The organism is Serratia sp. GW822-FHT06E05 (assembly GCF_058799445.1).
Genome location: NZ_JBXALM010000001.1, coordinates 519505 through 540320 on the forward strand (window position 1 = coordinate 519505; position 20816 = coordinate 540320).

22 protein-coding genes are annotated in these 20816 nt (G+C 55.2%); 14 read left to right on the forward strand and 8 right to left on the reverse strand.

What is annotated here, in order from left to right:
• The first annotated feature begins 77 nt into the window (after nt 1-77).
• Both AC1RKC_RS02285 and AC1RKC_RS02290 read left to right on the forward strand, forming a co-directional pair.
• The gene (locus AC1RKC_RS02285) at nt 78-680 is read left to right on the forward strand and encodes a TetR/AcrR family transcriptional regulator (protein ID WP_020826743.1); all 603 of its coding nucleotides are present in this window, start codon (nt 78-80) and stop codon (nt 678-680) included.
• 76 nt (nt 681-756) lie between these two features.
• The gene (locus AC1RKC_RS02290) at nt 757-1911 is read left to right on the forward strand and encodes an MFS transporter (RefSeq protein ID WP_122079189.1); all 1155 of its coding nucleotides are present in this window, start codon (nt 757-759) and stop codon (nt 1909-1911) included.
• Between the two features lie 45 nt (nt 1912-1956).
• Here the strand turns inward: AC1RKC_RS02290 and ampC are convergent, their stop codons facing one another.
• On the reverse strand, nt 1957-3093 hold the full coding sequence (ampC, locus tag AC1RKC_RS02295; RefSeq protein ID WP_234530131.1) for a cephalosporin-hydrolyzing class C beta-lactamase: 1137 nt from the start codon (nt 3091-3093) through the stop codon (nt 1957-1959).
• Nucleotides 3094-3297: 204 nt separating this feature from the next.
• Here ampC and AC1RKC_RS02300 point away from each other — a divergent pair, with 204 nt between their 5' ends.
• A complete protein-coding gene (locus AC1RKC_RS02300; protein ID WP_115058910.1) occupies nt 3298-4173 on the forward strand; it encodes a LysR family transcriptional regulator in 876 nt (291 codons plus the stop codon).
• A 2-nt stretch (nt 4174-4175) separates the two neighbouring features.
• On the opposite strand, the gene AC1RKC_RS02305 is transcribed toward AC1RKC_RS02300, so the two are convergent.
• A complete protein-coding gene (locus tag AC1RKC_RS02305; protein WP_046373658.1) occupies nt 4176-5207 on the reverse strand; it encodes a Mal regulon transcriptional regulator MalI in 1032 nt (343 codons plus the stop codon).
• Between the two features lie 261 nt (nt 5208-5468).
• Here AC1RKC_RS02305 and malX point away from each other — a divergent pair, with 261 nt between their 5' ends.
• Together malX and AC1RKC_RS02315 are read left to right on the forward strand one after the other, a co-directional pair.
• Nucleotides 5469-7088, forward strand: a complete 1620-nt coding sequence (gene malX, locus AC1RKC_RS02310; protein ID WP_048760927.1) for a maltose/glucose-specific PTS transporter subunit IIBC — start codon at nt 5469-5471, stop codon at nt 7086-7088.
• Nucleotides 7081-8262 carry a MalY/PatB family protein gene (locus AC1RKC_RS02315; protein ID WP_493092164.1) on the forward strand — a complete coding sequence of 394 codons (1182 nt, stop codon included), beginning with the start codon at nt 7081-7083 and terminating at the stop codon, nt 8260-8262. The genes malX and AC1RKC_RS02315 overlap by 8 nt, the downstream gene beginning before the upstream one ends.
• A gap of 44 nt (nt 8263-8306) precedes the next feature.
• Here the strand turns inward: AC1RKC_RS02315 and AC1RKC_RS02320 are convergent, their stop codons facing one another.
• Together AC1RKC_RS02320 and AC1RKC_RS02325 are read right to left on the reverse strand one after the other, a co-directional pair.
• A complete protein-coding gene (locus tag AC1RKC_RS02320; RefSeq protein WP_116690558.1) occupies nt 8307-8675 on the reverse strand; it encodes an NUDIX hydrolase in 369 nt (122 codons plus the stop codon).
• The gene (locus tag AC1RKC_RS02325) at nt 8672-9268 is read right to left on the reverse strand and encodes an NUDIX domain-containing protein (protein ID WP_493092163.1); all 597 of its coding nucleotides are present in this window, start codon (nt 9266-9268) and stop codon (nt 8672-8674) included. The genes AC1RKC_RS02320 and AC1RKC_RS02325 overlap by 4 nt, the downstream gene beginning before the upstream one ends.
• Nucleotides 9269-9368: 100 nt before the next feature.
• On the opposite strand from AC1RKC_RS02325, the gene AC1RKC_RS02330 reads away from it, so the two are divergent.
• The 9 genes from AC1RKC_RS02330 (at nt 9369) to add (ending at nt 16578) form a co-directional block, all read left to right on the forward strand.
• Nucleotides 9369-10124: a DeoR/GlpR family DNA-binding transcription regulator gene (locus AC1RKC_RS02330; protein WP_493092162.1), complete on the forward strand. Its 756-nt coding sequence runs from the start codon at nt 9369-9371 to the stop codon at nt 10122-10124.
• A gap of 384 nt (nt 10125-10508) precedes the next feature.
• A complete protein-coding gene (locus tag AC1RKC_RS02335; protein WP_129940511.1) occupies nt 10509-11489 on the forward strand; it encodes a 6-phosphofructokinase in 981 nt (326 codons plus the stop codon).
• A gap of 10 nt (nt 11490-11499) precedes the next feature.
• The gene (locus tag AC1RKC_RS02340; RefSeq protein ID WP_020826731.1) at nt 11500-11814 is read left to right on the forward strand and encodes a PTS sugar transporter subunit IIB; all 315 of its coding nucleotides are present in this window, start codon (nt 11500-11502) and stop codon (nt 11812-11814) included.
• A complete protein-coding gene (locus AC1RKC_RS02345; protein WP_115058915.1) occupies nt 11807-13174 on the forward strand; it encodes a PTS sugar transporter subunit IIC in 1368 nt (455 codons plus the stop codon). Before AC1RKC_RS02340 ends, AC1RKC_RS02345 begins: the two co-directional genes overlap by 8 nt.
• Nucleotides 13161-14003, forward strand: a complete 843-nt coding sequence (locus AC1RKC_RS02350; RefSeq protein ID WP_493092161.1) for a class II fructose-bisphosphate aldolase — start codon at nt 13161-13163, stop codon at nt 14001-14003. The genes AC1RKC_RS02345 and AC1RKC_RS02350 overlap by 14 nt, the downstream gene beginning before the upstream one ends.
• A 95-nt stretch (nt 14004-14098) precedes the next feature.
• The gene (locus AC1RKC_RS02355; RefSeq protein WP_256813775.1) at nt 14099-14365 is read left to right on the forward strand and encodes a hypothetical protein; all 267 of its coding nucleotides are present in this window, start codon (nt 14099-14101) and stop codon (nt 14363-14365) included.
• Between the two features lie 9 nt (nt 14366-14374).
• Entirely contained in the window at nt 14375-14812 is a 438-nt protein-coding gene (locus AC1RKC_RS02360) for a PTS sugar transporter subunit IIA (RefSeq protein ID WP_041415363.1), read from the forward strand.
• On the forward strand, nt 14809-15402 hold the full coding sequence (locus AC1RKC_RS02365) for a P-loop nucleotide/nucleoside kinase family protein (protein WP_493092160.1): 594 nt from the start codon (nt 14809-14811) through the stop codon (nt 15400-15402). The genes AC1RKC_RS02360 and AC1RKC_RS02365 overlap by 4 nt, the downstream gene beginning before the upstream one ends.
• Before the next feature lie 177 nt (nt 15403-15579).
• Nucleotides 15580-16578, forward strand: a complete 999-nt coding sequence (gene add / locus AC1RKC_RS02370; protein WP_261279226.1) for an adenosine deaminase — start codon at nt 15580-15582, stop codon at nt 16576-16578.
• 37 nt (nt 16579-16615) lie between these two features.
• On the opposite strand, the gene AC1RKC_RS02375 is transcribed toward add, so the two are convergent.
• The 4 genes from AC1RKC_RS02375 to araH all read right to left on the reverse strand — a co-directional run bounded on the left by AC1RKC_RS02375 (nt 16616) and on the right by araH (nt 20814).
• Nucleotides 16616-17620, reverse strand: a complete 1005-nt coding sequence (locus AC1RKC_RS02375; RefSeq protein WP_115058920.1) for a bile acid:sodium symporter family protein — start codon at nt 17618-17620, stop codon at nt 16616-16618.
• Nucleotides 17621-17686: 66 nt separating this feature from the next.
• The gene (locus AC1RKC_RS02380) at nt 17687-18727 is read right to left on the reverse strand and encodes an oxidoreductase (RefSeq protein ID WP_493092159.1); all 1041 of its coding nucleotides are present in this window, start codon (nt 18725-18727) and stop codon (nt 17687-17689) included.
• A gap of 81 nt (nt 18728-18808) precedes the next feature.
• Nucleotides 18809-19726, reverse strand: coding sequence for an arabinose operon transcriptional regulator AraC (gene araC, locus AC1RKC_RS02385; protein WP_493092158.1), 918 nt, complete (start codon nt 19724-19726; stop codon nt 18809-18811).
• Nucleotides 19727-19830: 104 nt separating this feature from the next.
• A complete protein-coding gene (gene araH, locus AC1RKC_RS02390) occupies nt 19831-20814 on the reverse strand; it encodes an L-arabinose ABC transporter permease AraH (protein WP_020826721.1) in 984 nt (327 codons plus the stop codon).
• Nucleotides 20815-20816: the final 2 nt, after the last annotated feature.

Consider the following 20816-nt stretch of genomic DNA (forward strand, 5'->3'; position numbering starts at 1 on the left):
GAGGGGAAATTATTTGACTGATCGTTCCACAATCAATACTATACGGCCTCAACTCATTTAAAGCCCCCCAACCCGCCATGAGTGCTGAAAAACCTATCTATCCAGGTCGTCCGAGACAGTTCGAAGATGAGGATGTCATTGATGCCGCCGTGGCCGTTTTTAGCGTCAATGGCTATGCAGGCACCTCTGCGCAAGATTTATGCAACGGTACCGGGTTGGGGAGAGGAAGCCTATATAATGCCTTTGGTAGCAAGCAAGCTCTGTACGAGCAAGCGTTGTTGCGCAGCCATGAACACACCATGTCGGCGCAATTAGCCATTCTCACACAGCCTGGCCTGGTGAAGGAGCGACTACGTACCCTGCTGCTGTGGGGAATTGCCGAAGATCTCTCGCAACCCGAGCAACATGACGCCATGGTCTTGTTCTCAGCACTGGAGCGAGGCAGCAAAGACCAGGCGGTCGCCAGTCTGAATCAGGAATATCGGCAACGTTTAGAACAAACCCTGGTCGCGGTGTTTACCGAAGGCCAACAAACAGGAGAACTCGGTAGCAAAGCATCCGCGATTGAAATGGCCAGAGGCTTTTTAGCCGGTTATTACGGTTTGCGCGTGCTGAATAAAAACATTTCAGATAGAAACACCCTCGAAGACGTCGTCGCAGGTCTGTTAATCAACTTATAAAACAAAGAAAAAATCACACGCAGAGTATTAAATATTTTTGTAACGATCATTCAAAATCCAGGAGAGCAGTAAAGCTATGCCGTTAGCAGTGTATATATTGGGGTTGGCCATTTTTTCAATTGGCACAGCAGAATTAATGGTGGCGGGCATGATGTCTACTTTGTCCGAGGCCTTTAGCATCACCGTCGGGGAAGTTGGCCATTTAATTTCTTATTATGCCTTTGGCGTGATGTTGGGTGGTCCGGTATTAACCTATTTTTTCTTGAAATTTAAAGCCCCCTACCGAACCACCTTATTGTGGCTATTAGCTCTGTATGTGGTGGTACAAGGTTTGAGTGCCTTTATTTCCGACTATTCTATTCTGGTTGCTATCCGAATTGTGACGGGCATTTTATGCGCTGGGTGTTTGAGCCTCTCGCTGGCGACCAGCATGGCGCTGGTTCCGATACAACACCGCCCGCGCGCCGCTTCAATAGTCATCGGCGGTTTCATGGTCTCTAACGTATTCGGCGTACCTCTTGCGACTATCATCGATCAACACTGGGGCTGGCGCATCACCTTCGGTCTGGTCGCCGTGTTGGTCTTTATCTGTTTGCTTGCGCTGGTGCGCCTGTTACCCGCTATCGCCGCAGGCAGGACGCTCAAAATGGCAGAGGAAATCAAGGCGTTTAAAAACAAGGCCTATTGGAAAGCCTGCACCACCAGCTGCTTAATTCTGGGTGCCAGCTTCGCAGCCTTCAGCTATTTCGTTCCCGTTTTGGTCGACGTCAGCGGCTTTAGCATGCAGGCCGTGCCGTTTATTTTGATGCTTTACGGCCTGGCCAATATTGTCGGTAACATGATCACCGGGCGCTTGGCCTATCGCCACAGTCTGGCGATTATGGTGGTGGGGCTGTCTATTCTCAGCCTGTCGTTGTTCGGCATGGCGTTATTTGCCGAATACCCGTTAATCGCCATTTGCGCGGTAATACTGATTGGCCTATCCGGTGTGCCAATGAACCCTGCCATGATGGCGAGAATTGTTAGCGTGGCGCATCCAGGGCCTATGGTTAATGCGGTTCATACCTCAGTGATTAATATTGGTTTAGGTGGCGGTTCTTATTTGGGGGGAATGGCGATCGCCTCCGGTTATGGCTTGCGTTCGGCGTTGTGGATCGGGATGGCATTGGCAGTATTGGCGCTGTTGTCAATTTTACCCTATTTGCGTCGCGGTCAGCAGGGCTGGCGTTAATTTATAACGAGTGAAGTCAGGGGCGCCGCAGCGCCCCTATTGGTATCAGCGTTTGTCCAGCGCCTGAACAATACGGTAAGTGGCTGCAACCCGGTCATCGTTCGGGAACCATTTATTGGCCAGCATCACCACCGCAATTTTTTGCGATGGAATAAATACCGCATAGGTGGAGAAGCCGCCGGTCGAACCGGTTTTGTTGTACCAGGCCGCGCCCTGATCCTGCTTCGGCGGCGTTATCGCCGTGGCCGGCGCCCCGTTCATGATCATTCCGGCATTGTTGCCTTCCGTCAGCGTCGCCAACTTCTCTGGATACGCATAGCTTTCCCACATCAGATCCTGAGTAAACACCCCGGTGCGGTAATAACCGGTATGGGTGGCCGCCAGCGCCTTGCGCCACGGATCCCCGACCTTGACCACCTGCATGTTGGCGTCGAGGTAGCGGATCAGATCCTGGGCGTTGGACTTGATGCCGTAGGCTTCGGCATCCAATGGCCCCGGCGTGACGCGCACCGGTTGGTCTTTTTTATTGTAACCCTGGGCGTAATTCGCCATTTCTTCGGCTGGCACCTTAATATAAGTGTGATTCATCCCCAGAGCCGGCAGCAGCTGTTTTTCCATCGCCTGAGTAAAAGGCTGGTTCAGGCTCTTGGCGGTAATCATCCCCAGCATACCGATGCCCAGGTTGGAATAAACGCGGTAGCTGCCCACCGCATGCGGCGGCTGCCATTGTCGGTAATAGGCCATCAACTGCGCGTCGTTGGTCACGTCGTCCGGGACAAACAGCGGCAGACCGGAGGTGTGGGTCGCCAAATTCAACAAGGTGACATGGTCAAAGGCGCTGCCGCGCAACGCCGGCAAATATCGACTGGCCGGATCGGCAAACGACATTTTGCCTTCACTGACCGCGTAGGTCGCCAAGGTCGCAGTGAAGGTTTTGCTCAATGAACCAATTTCAAACAGCGTCTGGTTGGTGATTGGTTTGCCGGTCTGCCTGGACGCCACGCCATAGTGATAAAACTGCTGTTTCCCCTCTACCGATACCGCAATTGCCATGCCTGGAACGGCATATTTCTGCATCAGCGGCTGAATAATGGCGTCAATGTCGGCTTTATCGGCGGCATGGCCTGCCGGCAGGATCAGTGCGGCGAACAATGCTGCCGCCAAGCGATTTATTTTCGTCATAATGAAGCTCTTGAGTTTTAGGGTATCGGCCGAGGCTAAAAGATTTTGTTGTCATTCGACACAAAGACATCCCTGGTTGATGAAGGTATTCCTTTTCTGACTGCGTGATATCCGCACCAGCTGCGCAAAATATCGGGGTTTAGACATAGATTGACAAGCGATAATAATTTCAGCCAGCATAAAGAAAAACTTATGGCTTAGCTTATGCGCAATCGACTTCCTCTGAATGCTCTGCGGGCGTTTGAATCCTCCGCCCGCCACCTGAATTTTACCCGCGCCGGATTGGAACTGAGCGTTACCCAGGCCGCCGTCAGCCAACAGGTGCGAACGCTCGAACAACAGTTGGGTATTCAACTGTTCCGGCGGCTGCCGCGTGGTCTGGATCTTACCGAAGAAGGACAGGCGTTGCTGCCGATATTGACCGACGCCTTCGACCGCATTGAATCGGTGCTGCAGCAGTTCGAAGGCGGGCATTTCCATGAGGTGCTGACGGTGGCGGTGGTCGGTACCTTTGCCGTTGGGTGGCTAATGCCGCGTCTGGCGGCTTTCAGAGCATCGCATCCGTTTATCGATCTGCGTGTCTTGACCAACAATAACCTGATTAACCTGTCCGCCGACGGAATGGATTTTGCTATCCGCTTCGGCGAAGGGCGCTGGCCCGCTACCCACAACCTTAAATTGTTTGACGCCCCGCTGACGGTGCTGTGCCCGCCGGAAATCGCCCAACGCCTGCGTACGCCGCAGGATCTGCAACACGAACTTCTGATGCGCAGCTATCGCAAAGACGAATGGGAGCGTTGGTTCACCGCGGCACAGGTCACGCCATGGCGGATAAACGGCCCGGTATTCGACTCTTCGCGGCTGATGGTGGAAGGTGCCATTCACAGCGGCGGCGTCGCCCTGGCACCGGCCCGCATGTTTGCTCGCGAATTACGCGAGGGGGTATTGCAGCGCCCCTTTGCCGCCGAAGCCAATCTTGGTGCTTACTGGCTCACCCACCTGAAATCACGCGATATGACACCCGCGATGAAGGTGTTTGTCGGTTGGATACAGCAACAGGCCAATGAAGAGTCGGCGTAAATTCAGGCAGAACCGCGTTTAATCAACATCGGTGGCAGGATAACGTTTTGCGGCGGCAACCCGGTATCAGCAATCCGCTGTAGCAAGCGTGAGGCCGCGCTGCGGCCCACTTCACGCGCAGAACTGGAAACCAGCGTCAAGGGCGGCTCGGTCAGTTCGGCTTCCGGAACGTCGCCAAAACCGATCAGGGCCACCTGCTGACCGTAATAGGTATCCACACCTTCCGAGCCAATACTGCGCCCGCTACGTACGATGCCAAAATAAGCCCCCAGCGCCACCGACGCCTTGTGGCACACCAGTGCGCTGATGTTCGGATACTGGCGCAGCAGATTTTCTGCCGCTTCCGCCGCCGCCCGTTGCTGACAGTCGCACTCGACAATCCATTCGGTGCGAAAAGGCAGGCCGTACTGTACCAACGTGGCGCAAAAGCCCCCCAGGCGCTCGGCGCGGGTCAACGAGCTGCTTTGCCCGCCGAGATAGGCGATTTGGCTGTGACCGCGTTTGATCAGAAATTCAGTGGCCAGTTTGGCGGCCTGCATATTGTCCGGCCGCACCACGTCTACCCCGTCCAAACCGTTGGAACGTGCCGCGCAGACCAGCGGAACCCCCTGCTCTGCGGCTTTTTCCTTCAGCCCCTCGGCCATACGCACGCCGCCCGCCAGCACCATGCCGTCGACGCCGTGCTCCAGCAGGGTATCAAAACAACGCATCAGCCCTTTGCCATCACGACCGCTTTGGGTCAGGAACAGCACTTTGCCGTGTTCCTCCAGCACTTCACTCAGCCCGGCGGTCATTTCCGCATAAAACGGTTCGCAAATATCACGCAGGATCAGCCCAATCACGCCCGACTCTCCGCCACGCAGCGTCGCCGCCTGACGGTTACGCACGTAGCCCAGGCTTTCAATCGCCTGATTCACCCGCGTTACGGTGGTCGATGAAATGCGCCCTTTGCCACTCAGCACCAGCGAAACCGTGGTGACGGAGACGCCAGCCTGCTGCGCAACATCAGTGATGGTGATCTTTTTGATGGTCATGACCTCGGCGAGCCCGATCCTGGGCATTCTGTCCCTGGCCACTCAAGGGTAGCAAGCCAGGGGGATGTCTCTTGGAGCAAATGGTATACCGAATCTGTTTGATCAGTAAAACGTTTTACTGGCTCTTCCATTCTCACCGCAAAGCAGGCTTTGAAATTGTGATTAGCGGCGCATTTTTGCTAGGTAAAACGTTTTATCTTATTTTTACCTAACAGGGGTACACACCATTTTTGCACGCTTTTTCGCCAGGAGCCGCCGGTTATGCCAGCACCTAAAAAACAAAAAATTACGCTCTGGGAGTTTTTCCAGAGCCTGGGCAAAACATTCATGCTGCCCGTCGCCCTGCTGTCGTTCTGCGGCATCATGCTGGGGATCGGCAGTTCGCTAAGCAGCCGCGACGTCATCACCCTGATGCCGTTTATCGGTCACCCTGCCTTCCAGTTGTTGTTCACCTGGATGAGCAAGATTGGCTCATTCGCCTTCAGCTTCCTGCCGGTGATGTTTGCCATCGCCATTCCGTTGGGCATGGCGCGTGAAAACAAAGGTGTCGCCGCGTTCTCGGGCTTTGTCGGTTTTGCGGTGCTGAACCTGGCCACCAACTTCTATCTGACCACCGCCGGCATTTTGCCCACCACCGATCCGCTGGTGCTGAAAGCCAATAATATCCAGAACATCCTCGGCATTCAGTCGATCGATACCGGCATTCTGGGGGCGGTGATCGTCGGCATTATCGTTTACCTGCTGCATGAGCGTTTTAATACCATTCGACTGCCGGATGCGCTGGCGTTCTTTGGCGGCACCCGCTTCGTGCCGATCGTCACTACCCTGGTACTGGGCCTGTGTGGGCTGGTGATCCCTCTGATCTGGCCGTGGTTTGCCGCCGGCATCAACGGGCTGGGCTGGGTGATTAATGGTGCCGGTGCCTTTGGGCCGATGATTTTCGGTACCGGCGAACGCCTGCTGTTGCCGTTCGGCCTGCACCATATTCTGGTGGCGCTAATTCGCTTTACCGAGGCGGGCGGCACGCTGGACGTATGCGGCCATAGCGTCAGCGGCGCCCTGACCATCTTCCAGGCTCAACTCTCCTGCCCGACCACCACCGGCTTTGCCGAAAGCGCCACCCGCTTCCTGTCACAGGGTAAAATGCCGGCATTCCTCGGCGGTCTGCCGGGAGCGGCGTTGGCAATGTATCACTGCGCCAAACCGGAAAACCGCCATAAGATTAAGGGCCTGCTGATCTCCGGCGTCGTGGCCTGCGTGGTCGGCGGGACTACCGAACCGATCGAGTTCCTGTTCCTGTTCGTCGCGCCTTTCCTGTACTTCATTCACGCCATCCTGACCGGGCTGGGCTTCACCGTGATGGCGCTGCTGGGTGTAACCATCGGCAACACCGACGGCAACATCATCGACTTCGTGGTGTTCGGCATCCTGCACGGTACCGCCACCAAGTGGTATCTGGTGCCGATCGTTGCCGCCATCTGGTTCGCGGCCTACTACGCTATTTTCCGCTTCTCCATTCAGCGCTTTAATATCAAAACGCCGGGCCGCGAAAGCGAGACTGCCGGCAGCCAAAGCGCCCCTGTCGGTGCGGTAGGCAAATCCGGTTATAACGTGCCGGCAATCTTGGCGGCGCTGGGCGGTAGCGAGAACATCGTCTCTTTGGATAACTGCATCACCCGTTTACGCTTGTCCGTTGATGATATGAGCAAAGTGGACGATGCCGCGCTTAAAGCCAACCGCGCGATTGGCGTGGTGCACCTTAACGAGCATAACCTGCAGGTGGTGATCGGCCCGCAGGTGCAATCGGTGAAAGATGAATTAGACTCACTGATAGCCGCCGCGCAACCTGCTGCGGCCCTGCAGGGAGCGTCTCATGTTTGATTTTTCTACCCCGGTCGATCGGCACGGTACCTGGTGCACGCAGTGGGATTACATTGCCGATCGCTTTGGCCATGACGATTTATTGCCTTTTACCATCTCCGATATGGATTTCGCCACCGCCCCCTGCATTATCGAGGCGCTGCAACAGCGCCTGCAGCATGGCGTACTGGGTTACAGCCGCTGGCAGCATGAAGATTTTCTCGGTGCGGTACGCCACTGGTATCAACAGCGCTTTGCGACCCCCGTCGACACCAACATGGCCGTGTATGGCCCGTCGGTAATTTATATGGTGGCGCAACTGATTCGCCAGTGGTCGGCACCGGGTGAATACGTGGTCACCCATACCCCGGCCTATGACGCCTTTTATAAGGTGATCCTCGGTAATCAGCGCCAACTGTTGGCCTGCCCGCTGCATCAGCAGGGTAACGACTGGCTGTGCGATATGGCGCACCTGGAAGCCTTGCTGGCACGGCCACAGACCAAAATTCTGCTGCTGTGCAGCCCGCAGAACCCGACCGGCAAGGTATGGCGCGTAGAAGAATTACAGCAGATGGCTGAGCTGTGCGAACGCCACGACGTACGGGTGATCAGCGATGAGATCCACATGGATATGGTCTGGGGGGAAAACCGCCACACGCCGTGGAGTCAGGTCGCCACCACGCCCTGGGCACTGCTGACTTCAGGTTCGAAAACCTTCAATATCCCGGCGTTGACCGGCGCCTACGGTTTTATCAGTGACGATGCCAGCCGCGAGGCTTATTTCCAGCAGTTGAAAGCGCGCGACGGCTTATCTTCCCCGGCGGTGCTGGCAGTGGCGGCGCATATTGCCGCTTATCGCCACGGCGAACCCTGGTTGGATGCGCTGCGTGATTACCTGCAGGACAACCTGACGTACGTCGCCGAGCGGCTGAATCAGGCCTTTCCTGCCCTGGCCTGGCAGCCGCCGCAGTCTACCTATCTGGCCTGGATCGATCTGCGTCCACTGGGCATAGACGATCGCCAGCTACAGCAGATACTGATCGAACGCGAAAAGGTAGCGATTATGCCCGGTTTCACCTACGGCGAAGAAGGCCGTGGCTTCCTGCGGCTGAACGTAGGTTGCCCGCGCAGCAAGCTTGAGGCGGGCATGGACAAGCTGATAAATGGGTTGAAGTTTGTGTTGGACGAGGTTTGAACTGAGGGGCTGGAAGGCAGGCGAAAGCCTGCCTTTTTTCATTCTTACGGTGTCAACTGCGGGATATCATCCAGACGATAATACACCGGCATTCCCCACTCATTAGCCAGGCGCACGTCGTTATCCGCGCCGGCCGACGCCCCTTCGATGCGATAAATAGCCTGGCACTGGGCTATCAGTCGGTGGGCCACCGGATAGAGAAACGCTTCACTCACCGCATCCCCCAACTGGGTGGAACCGGCCGCCGTCGCCAGGGGCAGCGCCAACCATTCGCCGATCACCGGCACATGCCCACGCTGATAGACCGCCAGCGCGGCCTGCTCCAACCGGTGCAAGTTGTCGGCAATGCGTTGTGCATCGCCATCGGTGCCGCTACGGTACGGGCCGGCAATCAGGATCAGTTGGGCGCTCATAAACGCTTCTCCAGAGTGTGGTTTAGGGCAACAAACTGCAGCAGCATGATAGTTTTGGCATCGACAATGGTGCCCTGTCTGACAGCGCGCAGTGCGTCTGCCAACGGCAGTTCGATCACTTCGAGATCTTCGCCTTCCGCCTCCACCCCGCCGCCATCGCTGACCCGCTCATCAGCCTGGTATTCGCCGACAAAAAAGTGCAGTTTCTCCGTCACCGAACCGGGGCTCATGTATGCTTCAAACACCTTTTGCACGTTTTGCACGATATAGCCGGTTTCTTCTTCCGCTTCAGCCCGGATGCGCTCTTCTGGCGACGCATTGTCCAGCAACCCGGCGGCAGCCTCTATCAGCATGCCGTCGTGCCCATTGACGAACGCCGGGAAGCGGAACTGACGCGTCAGCACTACCTTTCGCCTTTGCCGGTTAAACAGCAAAATGGTGGCTCCATCGCCGCGGTCGTAGGTTTCACGGCTTTGTCGCTGCCATACGCCATCGCGACGCAAAAAATCAAAGGTGGTTTTTTTCAGCAAATACCAGTCATCAGACAGTACCCGGGTTTCGACAATGCGAACCCGATCTTGGGTAGCGATCATGGTGCTCAACTCCACAAGCAGGAAAGGAAATTGATACTATCGTGCATTTTCGTGTATGATCAAGATATTTCGTGCAGCGCAAATTTAACGGGAAAACGCCATGCTCACCAGCCAACGTAAAAAAATCATTCTGGAAAAACTGGCTCAGGACGGACAGGTTCTGGCCAAACAGCTCAGCGAGATGTTCGGGTTGTCCGAAGATACCCTGCGGCGCGATCTGCGCGAATTGGACAGTGAAGGCCTATTGCAACGAGTGCACGGCGGAGCGCTGCCGGTCTCCCCGGCCATTGCCACCTTTGCCGAAAGAAACGGGCAGGAATCCGCCGCCAAACGTGCGATTGCCAAAGCCGCGGCGGCAATGATTACCCCTGGGCAAGTGGTGATTCTGGATGGCGGCACGACTTCTGCCGAATTGGTCAGGCAGCTCCCGCCCACGCTGGAAGCCACCGTCGTCACCCACAGCCCCAGCGTGGCCGTCGGTCTGGTAGACCACCCGAAGGTCGAAGTGATCCTGATCGGCGGGCGTTTATATAAACATTCGATCGTCAGCGTTGGCGCAGCCGCAGTGGAAGCCATGTCTCATATTCGCGCCGATATTTATTTTATGGGCGTGACTGGCGTGCACCCTACCGCCGGCCTGAGCACCGGCGATCTCGAAGAGGCTTACATCAAGCGGGCACTGGCCGCACGGGCGGGAGAAACCGTGGTATTGGCCTCGGCCGCCAAGCTCAATGCCGCCTCGCAATATGCCATTGGCGATATTTCCATGGCGCAAAGTATTATCGTCGAGCGCTCCACCGATGTTGCACTGACGGGCCCGCTGGAACAGGCTGGTTTGACCGTGGTTAGAGCCTGAATAACCTCAATCATTAAATAACTTAATAAATACGTGGCTATTTCTTTTATCCGCGTATTTATTAACGTCACACTCAGCGTATCGAATAAAAATGCGAGAGTTATCACACTTCATTAAACTTATTTCTTTGCTCCTCGCCATTGATGACGGTAAAGCCGGCCTTAACGCGACGTGAACGCAACTCGTTGATTATTAATAATCATCATCTAAAAATCTCGAAGTCGCCAAAAATAAAATGAGATCCACTTCGCAAAACTAATCCTGCCGGCAAGCCTGTCAAGGCCATCCATAAATATATTTGTGATTGTTTTGTGATGTCGCCTGCAAATTTTACCGATGCCAAAAATGACAATGAGCTCCACGGAATTAGCTGGAGACAGGTATATGAAGATTGGCGTAGTAATAAGCGGCGGCGATGTCACCGGGATCAATAACTTTATTTTCCAGGTCGCCAGGTTGGCGCAGGCAGATATCATTCTGTTTAACGGCGGCATTCCCGGATTATTGGCTAATCAGCACCATCCTATTGCCCAACGCGATTTGGTTGATTTCTCCATTTCATCAATGCCGATAATCTCTTCCGGCCGCACGGCCAAGAAATTGACGGCTGGAGAATATGAAACCATCAGCAAACAGCTTAAGGCCTTGCACACAGACGTGCTTATTATGGCCGGTGGTGACGGGTCGCTGCAGTTTTTAAATACGCTCAGTGAATTCGGTATTAACTGTTTTGGCGTGGGGATGACTATCGACAATGACGTTTTCGGCAGTCATTACAGCATTGGCTTTTCCACCGCCTGCGAACAGGTGATAAAAGAAGTCTCAAAACTGAGAAACACCGGACGCGCCCTACCCGGACGCGTGTTCATGATTGAGCTGCTGGGCGGCTATTGCGGGGAGTTGACGCTGCAATCGGCCATCAAATCCAATGCGGATTTTGCCCTGATCCCGGAATGCCAATATGCCTTGAATCAGCTGGCAGAAAAAATAACTCAACGACTTGAGCAGCAAAATAGCGTGATTATATTGTGCTCAGAGGGTTATACCAAAGAATACTCGCCCGGTTTTCAAGGCGCTATCGACACCATGATAAAACAATTGGAGCCCAAAATTGGCGTGCGTATTCGTAAAACGATTATGGGCTACGGTCTGCGCAATGGTGAACCGACCGGCGAAGAGATTTATCAGGGGACCATTATGGCCAGCGAAGTGGTTCGCTGTATTTATTCAGGAATGAAGAACAAGGCAATCATTATTAATGCCGGCAACCAACCTATTCCCATCGATTTAATCAGCATGCAGAAACGTTTGGTTGATACCGAAGGACACCATTACAAACTCGCCAGGCAATTAAATATAATCTGAGGAGATACCCATGCTTAAAATACTGTGCGTATGTGGCTGTGGCCTCGGCTCCAGCTTTGCCATCGAAATGAGCGCAAGAGCGGTGCTGAAGAAATTAGAGATTGAGGCAGATATTGATCACACTACTATCTCTGAGGCCAGCGCCTTTAAATCAGATATTATTCTTACCCAGAAAACCTTCGCCGATATTTTAAATGCTGACGCCAGCGAGGAGGAAAAGAAGCGGGTCATTATTCTGCATCGGCTTACCGATAAAGTGGAAATTGAGCAAAAGATCGTGGCCTTCCTGAAAGAACGTGACATGAAGGAAACCCGCCATGAATAGCCTGATTGACTTTATCGTCAAAGATCTGTTGGGCCAGGCTTCCATTCTGGTCGCTTTTATCGCCATGCTGGGGCTATTGCTGCAGAAGAAATCCATCGGCAAAGTAGCCGAAGGCACCTTCAAAACCCTGCTGGGTTTCCTGATCATGATGGCGGGCATCAACATTATTGTGGGTGCCTTGACCTATCTGAACAGTATATTCACCCAAGGGTTCGGCATGACCGGTTATATCACCGACGTCGCCGCCATCGCCGGCTTGGCCAACCGCGAGTTGGGTTCAGAAGTGGCGCTAACCCTGATGGTAATTTTCGCGGTGAATATCATCATTGCGCGCATTACTCCGTTCAAATACATCTTCCTGACCGGCCAGGCATTGCTGTGGATGGCCACCATAGGGGCAGTGATCGGCTACAAGGCCGGGCTGACCGGCATGCCGCTGATTCTGACCGGCGGCATATTCGGCGGCGTGATGGCGGTTTTGATGCCTGCGCTGGCCCAGCCGGTGGTGCGCAAAATCACCGGTTCGGACGATGTGGCCCTGGGGCACTTCTGCACCATCGGCTATCTGGTACAGGCTGCCGTCGCCAAGGTAGTCGGTAAGGGCTCCCGCTCCACCGAAGACCTGGAGCTGCCCGATAACTTCAAGTTCCTGCAGGACACCTACCTGTCGATGGCGGTGGTGATGATCCCGATGTATCTGATCCCGGCGCTGGCTGCCGGTCCGCAGTACATCGCCCAGTATGCCGGCGGCATGAATTACCTGATGTATTCCTTTATGCAGGCCATCCAGTTTGTCGCCGGCGTATTTATCCTCTACAGCGGCGTACGCCTGCTGCTCAATGAGCTGGTACCCGCCTTCCGCGGTATCGCCCTGCGCGTCGTGCCTGATGCCAAACCGGCGCTGGATTGTCCGGTGCTGTTCCCTTACGCCCCCAACGCGGTGATCGTCGGTTTCCTCGCCACCACCCTTGGCTCAATCATCGGCATGATCGTTTTCCCAATGTTCGGTCTGGCGATGATCCTGCCCGGTCTGCTGACCAACTTCTTCGCCGGCGGTACCGCAGGCATCTTCGGTAATGCGCTCGGTGGCCGTCGCGGCGCCATGATTGGCGGGGTTGTTCATGGCCTGTTTATCACCTTCCTGCCGGCCATTCTGGTACCGATGCTGGAAAGTTACGGCTTTGTCGGGGTGACCTTCAGCGACTCCGACGTCATCAGCAGTGGGCTGGTGATGGGACATGCTTTCCAGGGCAACTGGCTATTCATCTCCCTGTTCATCGCCTTCGTCACGCTGATTGCGTGGTTTGTTAACGGTAAATCAACCAAGCACCATGAGGAAAAAGTCCATGAAACTCTATAATTTCAACGAGCTGTTGTCAGTGGCCAAAGCCCGAGATTTCAAGGCGATAGGTTCATTCAATCTCCACTGTCTGGAAATGTTACCGGCCTTTTTCAAAGCGGCCAAAAGTATGCACAGCCCGTTGATGATCCAGATTTCGACCGGTACTGCCGAATATTTGGGTTACAGGCTGCTGGTTGATTCGGTGCGTTCTCTGGCCCAAAGCGAGGATGTTCCCACCTGCCTGCATTTGGATCACTGCTCTGACATTGCCTCCATCGAGACGGCGATTGACGCAGGCTTCAGTTCGGTAATGTATGACGGTTCGCACCTGGAAATGGATGAGAACATCGCCAATACCCGTCGAGTGATCGACATTGCTCGCCAACATAACGTGTCGGTAGAAGCCGAATTGGGTGCCATCGGCGGCTCCGAAGACGGTAAGGCGGTGGCGGAAGAGGATATCTGCTTTACCACGGTGGAAGATGCCAAACGCTTTGTCGATGAAACCGGGGTCGATATGCTGGCGGTCTCGGTAGGCACCGTCCACGGGCTCTATACCGGCAAGGCGCATATCCAGCACCAGCGTCTGGCGGAAATCACCGCCGCCACAGGTACCCCGCTGGTGCTGCATGGCGGTACCGGCGTCAGCGATGAAGATATGCGGCTCGCGGTAGCCGGTGGCATCGAAAAAGTGAACGTGGGCACCGAGATGAACGTGCAATGGGTAGACCGATGCAAACAAACCTTTGAAAATGGCAAGGTCAATGACAGCGTGCGCAAATTCCTGATCCCCGCCAACAATGCCGTTACCCAGGTATTAACGGAAAAGATCGGCCTGTTTAAATAATCACTGCCCTATTTTCTTTTTTATAAAACCCACAACCCTGGTGCCCCGGCGCCCGTCGGGGCTGGAAAGTTCACGCTTAATTTGTGGAGAAGGTCATGTTTAATTTTATGAAAAGTACGCGAAACAAAGAACTTGATCACGGCCTACAGAATGCCGAAGCCAATGAAATATCAGCCGAAATTAGTGTATTAGAACAGCAGTTGGCCACAGCGCCGGCGGATAGCGAAATTCATAAGGCTTTAATGCTGGCTTATAATCGCGCATTAAAGATTTATGCCAAAAATAAAAGCTATCGTCAGCAGATCGATGGAATTTTTATTAAAATGGATGAGCTGCGCAATATTATCAGGAAGTCTCTGTGAGGGAATATGATGACGATTAAACAACTGCTGATAGAAGCCGGTGCGATACAGGTCGGCGTGCAGGAAACCGACTGGAAGAAGGTGATTGAGCTGGCAGCCCGGCCCCTGGTCGAAAACGGTTATATTCACGCATCCTATTATCAGGCGGTGATCAGCAATACGCTGGCCCATGGGGCTTATTACGTATTCGACGAAGGCATTGCCATTCCCCATGCGCGCCCAGAATGCGGCGTGATCAAAAACTGTTTCAGCATGGTGCTGCTGGAGCAGCCGATCGCCTTCGAAGACAGTGAAGAGGCCGACATCGTGATCCTGTTCGGGGCGACCGACAGTAACAGCCACATTGAGGAAGGCATCCGCGCGATTGTGGATTTGCTGGATAACAAGCCGCGGCTCGAGCGGTTACGCGCCGCAAAACTCTGGCAAGAGGTGGTGGAAATATTATGACTTCGACAGATAGCGACGGTAAAACCGTTATTTTGGTCAATGGCGTTCCGGCTTCCGGTAAAAGCACCGTTGCCCGCGCGCTGGCGCACCATTTTGATCTGCCATATCTCTCCCTCGACGGTATCAAAGAACCTTTTATGGCACGCCTGGATAACATAAACCGCGAACTGAACCGTCAGTTGGGTTATGCCGCATACCAGGCTATCTGGTCAATGGTGGCGCAGGCGCCCCTGCGTTGCATCTATGTCATCGACGCCTGGTTTGGCTTTCAGTCCAGAGAACAGCTACGCCAGTACCTGCGCGAAGCGGGCGTGACGCAAGCTTTGGAGGTGTGGAACCAAATATCCGGTGAACTGGCCGCAGAACGCTACGCCGCCCGTACCGGCCAGCGTCCCAAAGGCCACCCCGGTGCGGAGTACTTACCCGAACTGCGGGCGCTGGCCGATCGCGCCATGCCGATGGCCCTGGGCCCGGTGTTGCGTATCGAGCAGGCACAACCGCTGGACATCGGCAGGGTTAACCACTGGCTGGCGCAACACGGCGTCGGCGATAACCAGGAAAAAAACATCGCAAAACTGAGGGTCGGATAAGCTCTGTTACCGACATCAATGCGGGAGTGCCACGCTCCCGCTTTAGCGCATAAATGCAGCAACCAGCAACATTAATGTGATTGTCGTCACTTTTTTATGCAACACAATGGCAATTTTCATCATTTTGTTTTTATACTGATCTGCACTTTACCTACAACAAAATAACGAGTGCACATCATGATTGACCCACGCCTCCCCTTGACCGACATCCACCGTCATCTTGACGGCAATATCCGTGCGCAAACCATTCTTGACCTGGGCCGTCAGTTTAACCTTGCCCTGCCCGCCAACGAACTGGAGGCGCTGCGTCCGCACGTGCAAATCACTCACACCGAACCGAATCTGGTCAGCTTTCTGCAGAAGCTGGACTGGGGCGTAGCGGTGCTGGGCGATCTGGACGCCTGCCGCCGGGTCGCCTACGAAAACGTCGAGGATGCGGCCAATGCCGGTCTGCACTATGCCGAACTGCGCTTCTCGCCGTATTACATGGCGATGAAACATCAGTTGCCGGTGGCTGGGGTGGTGGAAGCCGTGATTGACGGCGTTCGTTCCGGTTCGCGCGATTTGGGTATTGATGTACGCCTGATCGGCATCATGAGCCGTACCTTCGGCGAAGCGGCCTGTTTACAAGAGTTGGAAGGCCTGCTGGCGCACCGCGACGGTATTACCGCACTGGATCTGGCCGGCGACGAACTCGGCTTCCCTGGCAGCCTGTTCCTCAGCCACTTCAACCGCGCCCGCGACGCCGGCCTGCGCATCACCGTACACGCAGGTGAAGCCGCGGGTCCGGAAAGCATCTGGCAGGCGATCCGCGAACTGGGTGCCGAACGTATTGGCCATGGCGTGAAAGCGATTGAGGATCCGGCACTGATGGACTTCCTGGCCGAGCATGGCATCGGTATCGAATCCTGTCTGACGTCCAACATTCAGACCAGCACCGTGCCTTCTCTGGCGCAGCATCCGCTGGCGAAGTTCCTGCGCCACGGCGTTATGGCGTCGATCAATACCGATGACCCGGCCGTACAGGGCATTGAAATTGAACACGAATACCGCGTGGCGGCACCGCAAGCCGGCCTGACGCCAGCTGAAATCCGCACCGCCCAGGAAAACGGCCTGAAAATGGCGTTCCTCAGCGAACAGGAAAAACAGGCGCTGCGCGATAAAGTGCAGGGCTAAGTGAAAATGGGCGTGCCAAGCGCCCTTTTTATTTATTTCATTTCGCGGTCAACGCGCCTGCTTCTGCGCGTTGTTTGGCCGTTTTACGCGCGTAACGCTGCGCCAGTACGGCACACACCATTAACTGCACCTGATGGAAAATCATCAACGGCAGCACCATGGCACCCACCGCCGCCGCCGGGAACAGCACGTTGGCCATCGGGATGCCGTTCGCCAGGCTCTTTTTCGAACCACAGAACACGATGGTGATCTCGTCGGCGGTATTGAACCCCAGCCAGCGCGCGGCATAGGTGTTGATAATCAGCACCACCGTCAGCAACACCAGCGACATCACTAAAATGGTCAACAGCGACCAGCCGTCAATCTTGTGCCAAATCCCTTCCACCACCGCAGCGCTAAAAGCGGTATACACTACCAGCAGAATCGATGAACGGTCAGTGAGATTGATCAGCTTGCGGTGACGGTCGACCCATTTGCCAATTAACGGCCGGGCCAAATGCCCAACCACAAAGGGCACCATCAGTTTCAAAATGATTGAACCTATGGCGTGCAACACATCAGTATTACCGCCCTGAGTATGCATCAGCGCCCCGACCAGCAGCGGCGAGAGGAAAACACCGAGAATGCTGGATGCCGAAGCACTGCACACCGCGGCCGCCACGTTACCACCCGCCGCCGAAGTAAAGGCAATCGCGGACTGAACGGTCGCCGGCAGTGCGCACAGATACAGGAAGCCCAGATAAACCGTCGGTGTCATCAAACCCGGCACCATCAGGTTCATCGCCAGCCCCAGCAGCGGGAACAGCGCAAAGGTGCTGAGAAACACCACCAAATGCAGCTTCCAGTGCCCCATGCCGGCGATGATCGCCTCACGAGACAGCTTGGCACCGTGCATAAAGAACAACAGCGCGATAGCCGCGGTGGTCAGATGCTCAAAAAAGGTTGCCCATCTGCCTTCGCAGGGGAAAACCGAAGCGACAATCACCACCAGAATCAATACCAGCAAAAATTTATCAATGCGCAGACGCTGCAACCAGGACATGGGTCAGGATCCCTCGAGGAGTAAGACGGGTTCGGCACGCCGAACCCTGAGAATAAAACGCCGCGGTCAGACTACCGGCAACGCCTTTTGTTGTTTCGCAGATTCAATCCCTAGCTCGATCATTTCCATCACTTTGATGGCGTCAGCAGCCGTGACCGGGTTTTCACCCTCACCGTTAATCGCATCGCGGACAGCCGCGTAATAGGCTGGGTAATTGCCTGGAATGCTGAGCAAAGGTTTTTCAGCCAGCACCCCATCACGTGACAATGTCACTACACCATCACGCATGTCGTAACCCCAGTCGGCCTGCGGCAGACGCTCGCCCACTTTGAGGCGGTCTTCCTGCGGATCCAGCCCAAACTTGATAAAGCTACCCTGAGTCCCGTGCACGATATAACGTGCGGTTTCCGCCGCGGCCAGCACGGTACCATGCAGAACGACCCGGCGTTTGCCGTAGTTCAATATCGCGTGGAAATAGTCCACCGATTGTGCACCCGGACGCAGTTCACCCAGATCGACAAACAGCGTTTCCGGTTTGCCGAACAGTTGCAGTGCCTGATCGATCAGATGCGGCCCCAAATCGTACCAGATGCCGCTACCGGCACCGCCCAGCTCGCGCCAGCGCTGACGCACTTCCGGGCGGAAACGATCGAAATGAGACTCGAAATAAACCACCTCACCAAGCGCGCCTTCTTTCAACAATGCCTTGAGCGTCAGAAAATCGCTGTCCCAGCGGCGATTGTGGAACACCGACAGCAGCTTGCCGCTCTGCTGCGCTTGCTGCTCCAGTTGCTGCGCCTGTGACAACGTCACGGTGAAAGGTTTGTCCACCACCACGTGCTTGCCGGCCGCCATTGCCTGCTGCGCCAGAGGGAAATGGGTATCGTTGGGTGTAGGAATGACGATCAGATCGATAGAGGGGTCGTTAAACAGCGCCTGCGGATCGCTGACTACCGTCATCGATGGCCAGTCTGCGTGCACTTTGCCGGCATCGCTGCTGGAAACCGCAGCCAGCTCTACGCCTGGGGTGCCGACAATCAGCGGCGCATGAAAGGTTTTACTGGCATAGCCGTAACCGACCAGCCCAACCCGAATTTTTTCTGCCATGGTGTTTCCTCTTACTGGCTCGCAATAGACCAGTCAGATTTGACACCATGACGCTGGCGGGAACAAGAAGTAAATGTAATGTTAATTTGTAGCCACAGCATAAGGCGTCTCACGCTGATTCCTGGCCGGATAGTTTATCTCCAGACTACGGCGGCGAAAATCGCTCGGGCTGACCCCGACCCGTTTGCGGAATACGCGGGAAAAATAGAGCTGATCGTCATAACCCACCACCCGGCCGATGGTGGCAATCGACTCCTGGGTGGTCTGCAGCAGCAGCTTGGCGCGGATCACCCGCTGATCTTCGCGCCAGCGCAGAATATTGATACCCACCTGCTCACGGAACAGATGCGTCAGCCGCGAAGGCGACAGGCAGACATGGCGCGCCACTTCGTCGATGCGCAACTCACCGGCCAGATTACCGGTAATAAACTGGCATGCCTCTATCACCCGGGGATCCATGATTTTCTGTGGGCTGAGCGGATCTTCTTCCATCGCGCGCAGCAGCAAGCGCTCCAGCAGGTTCATCCCCAACTCTTCGGCGAAACGCCGGCCGGAACGCTGCGTTTGCTCGATATTGGCGAACAGCCGGTCGAACTCCAGCAGTAAATTATTGTTCGGTAAAGTTAAACGCCCGACCTCATGGGTTTTGCTGTGCCATTCCAGCCAGTCGGCCCAGTAGGCTCGCGGCCGGAAATACACCCAGCGGTGATACCAGCAGTCGCTGTCCGGCGAACGCCCATAGTAATGCGCCGCCTTGGGGGGAAACAGCAGCAGATCGCCAGGATTGCAGTAAAGGGTGTCTTCGCCGTCGAACACCTTGCCCTGGCCCTTGATGGTCAGGTTGAGAATATAGCCCTTCATGCCGCCGGGGCGATCGATAAAGAAATCCAGCGGGCCGTCCGCCATGATGGGCGTTAACCCCGCCACCAGATAGGCGTTAAAGGTGTAACCCGGCAACAGCGGGTTCGGCTGCGGTTCCTGTGCCATGCGATGGTACATCTGTCCTCCCGGAACGGCTGATAGAACTATCCTGAACAAGTGTATCGGCCCGGCAGAGAACTGCCTGAGCCGATAACAGAACTGTGAACACGGTTGCCGATTTTCTAAATCCGACGTTTGGCCTGCTGCTTGTAACGGTCAAAAATCACCGCCGCCAGCAAGATCACGCCGCGCACCACATACTGCGAGAACGGTGAGATGTTCAGCAGGTTCATGGCGTTTTCCACCGTGCCGAGGATCAAGATGCCGGCGATGACGTAGGAGATTTTACCGATACCACCTTTCAACGAAACCCCACCCAGTACGCAGGCGGAGATCACGATCAGCTCATAGCCGATCGAGGTCATTGGCTGGCCGCTGGTCATACGCGAAGCCAGAATGATGCCGGCAGCGGCTGAAACCAGCCCGGACAGCATAAAGATCACAATCTTGGTGCGTACCACCGGCACCCCGGCCAGTCTGGCCGCCTCCTCGTTACCGCCAATCGCCAGCGTATTGCGGCCAAAGGTGGTTTTATTGAGCAGGAAGCCGAACAGGATCAGACAGGCTACGGTGATCCAAATGGGCGCGGGCAACCCCAGCCAGTTGGCATAACCCAACGTAAAGAAGCGCTCGTCTTCAATGCCTACCGCTTTCCCGTCGGAAATGATGTACGCCAACCCGCGGAATATCTGCATGGTGGCCAGGGTGGTGATCAGCGCGTTGATTTTCAGCCGGGCGATAACAAAACCGTTGATCAACCCGGAGACCATTCCCAGCAGCAAACCGGCGCCCACGCCGATCCACAGGCTTTCGGTCATATTGATCACAACCGCGGTAGTGACCCCGGCGCAGGCGATCACCGACGCGACTGACAGATCAAAGTCGCCGGAGGCCAGACAAAACAGCATGCCGCAGGCCACCATGCCGGACATGGATATCGCCAACCCCAGCCCTTTCATATTGATAAATGAGCCGAAATTAGGCACAAACAGCACGCAGGCGATAAACAGTACCGCGAACACCACCAGCATGCCGTAGCTGTCCCAAATCCGCGCCAGCCCCTGGCCGCTGCGGTTTTTCACAGAATCGGTCGTTATGGTCGACATCT

What these genes read in the sequence shown, in the direction of transcription:
- AC1RKC_RS02355 (WP_256813775.1), top strand. Translation starts at nt 14,099, where the DNA reads ATGTTTAATTTTATGAAAAGTACGCGAAACAAAGAACTTGATCACGGC.
- AC1RKC_RS02360 (WP_041415363.1), top strand. Translation starts at nt 14,375, where the DNA reads ATGACGATTAAACAACTGCTGATAGAAGCCGGTGCGATACAGGTCGGC.
- AC1RKC_RS02305 (WP_046373658.1), bottom strand. Translation starts at nt 5,207, where the DNA reads ATGACCATCAAAAAGATCACCATCACTGATGTTGCGCAGCAGGCTGGC.
- AC1RKC_RS02380 (WP_493092159.1), bottom strand. Translation starts at nt 18,727, where the DNA reads ATGGCAGAAAAAATTCGGGTTGGGCTGGTCGGTTACGGCTATGCCAGT.
- AC1RKC_RS02375 (WP_115058920.1), bottom strand. Translation starts at nt 17,620, where the DNA reads ATGTCCTGGTTGCAGCGTCTGCGCATTGATAAATTTTTGCTGGTATTG.
- AC1RKC_RS02335 (WP_129940511.1), top strand. Translation starts at nt 10,509, where the DNA reads ATGAAGATTGGCGTAGTAATAAGCGGCGGCGATGTCACCGGGATCAAT.
- AC1RKC_RS02315 (WP_493092164.1), top strand. Translation starts at nt 7,081, where the DNA reads ATGTTTGATTTTTCTACCCCGGTCGATCGGCACGGTACCTGGTGCACG.
- AC1RKC_RS02365 (WP_493092160.1), top strand. Translation starts at nt 14,809, where the DNA reads ATGACTTCGACAGATAGCGACGGTAAAACCGTTATTTTGGTCAATGGC.
- araH (WP_020826721.1), bottom strand. Translation starts at nt 20,814, where the DNA reads ATGTCGACCATAACGACCGATTCTGTGAAAAACCGCAGCGGCCAGGGG.
- AC1RKC_RS02350 (WP_493092161.1), top strand. Translation starts at nt 13,161, where the DNA reads ATGAAACTCTATAATTTCAACGAGCTGTTGTCAGTGGCCAAAGCCCGA.
- AC1RKC_RS02330 (WP_493092162.1), top strand. Translation starts at nt 9,369, where the DNA reads ATGCTCACCAGCCAACGTAAAAAAATCATTCTGGAAAAACTGGCTCAG.
- AC1RKC_RS02340 (WP_020826731.1), top strand. Translation starts at nt 11,500, where the DNA reads ATGCTTAAAATACTGTGCGTATGTGGCTGTGGCCTCGGCTCCAGCTTT.
- malX (WP_048760927.1), top strand. Translation starts at nt 5,469, where the DNA reads ATGCCAGCACCTAAAAAACAAAAAATTACGCTCTGGGAGTTTTTCCAG.
- AC1RKC_RS02345 (WP_115058915.1), top strand. Translation starts at nt 11,807, where the DNA reads ATGAATAGCCTGATTGACTTTATCGTCAAAGATCTGTTGGGCCAGGCT.
- AC1RKC_RS02325 (WP_493092163.1), bottom strand. Translation starts at nt 9,268, where the DNA reads ATGATCGCTACCCAAGATCGGGTTCGCATTGTCGAAACCCGGGTACTG.
- araC (WP_493092158.1), bottom strand. Translation starts at nt 19,726, where the DNA reads ATGTACCATCGCATGGCACAGGAACCGCAGCCGAACCCGCTGTTGCCG.
- ampC (WP_234530131.1), bottom strand. Translation starts at nt 3,093, where the DNA reads ATGACGAAAATAAATCGCTTGGCGGCAGCATTGTTCGCCGCACTGATC.
- AC1RKC_RS02320 (WP_116690558.1), bottom strand. Translation starts at nt 8,675, where the DNA reads ATGAGCGCCCAACTGATCCTGATTGCCGGCCCGTACCGTAGCGGCACC.
- AC1RKC_RS02290 (WP_122079189.1), top strand. Translation starts at nt 757, where the DNA reads ATGCCGTTAGCAGTGTATATATTGGGGTTGGCCATTTTTTCAATTGGC.
- add (WP_261279226.1), top strand. Translation starts at nt 15,580, where the DNA reads ATGATTGACCCACGCCTCCCCTTGACCGACATCCACCGTCATCTTGAC.
- AC1RKC_RS02300 (WP_115058910.1), top strand. Translation starts at nt 3,298, where the DNA reads ATGCGCAATCGACTTCCTCTGAATGCTCTGCGGGCGTTTGAATCCTCC.
- AC1RKC_RS02285 (WP_020826743.1), top strand. Translation starts at nt 78, where the DNA reads ATGAGTGCTGAAAAACCTATCTATCCAGGTCGTCCGAGACAGTTCGAA.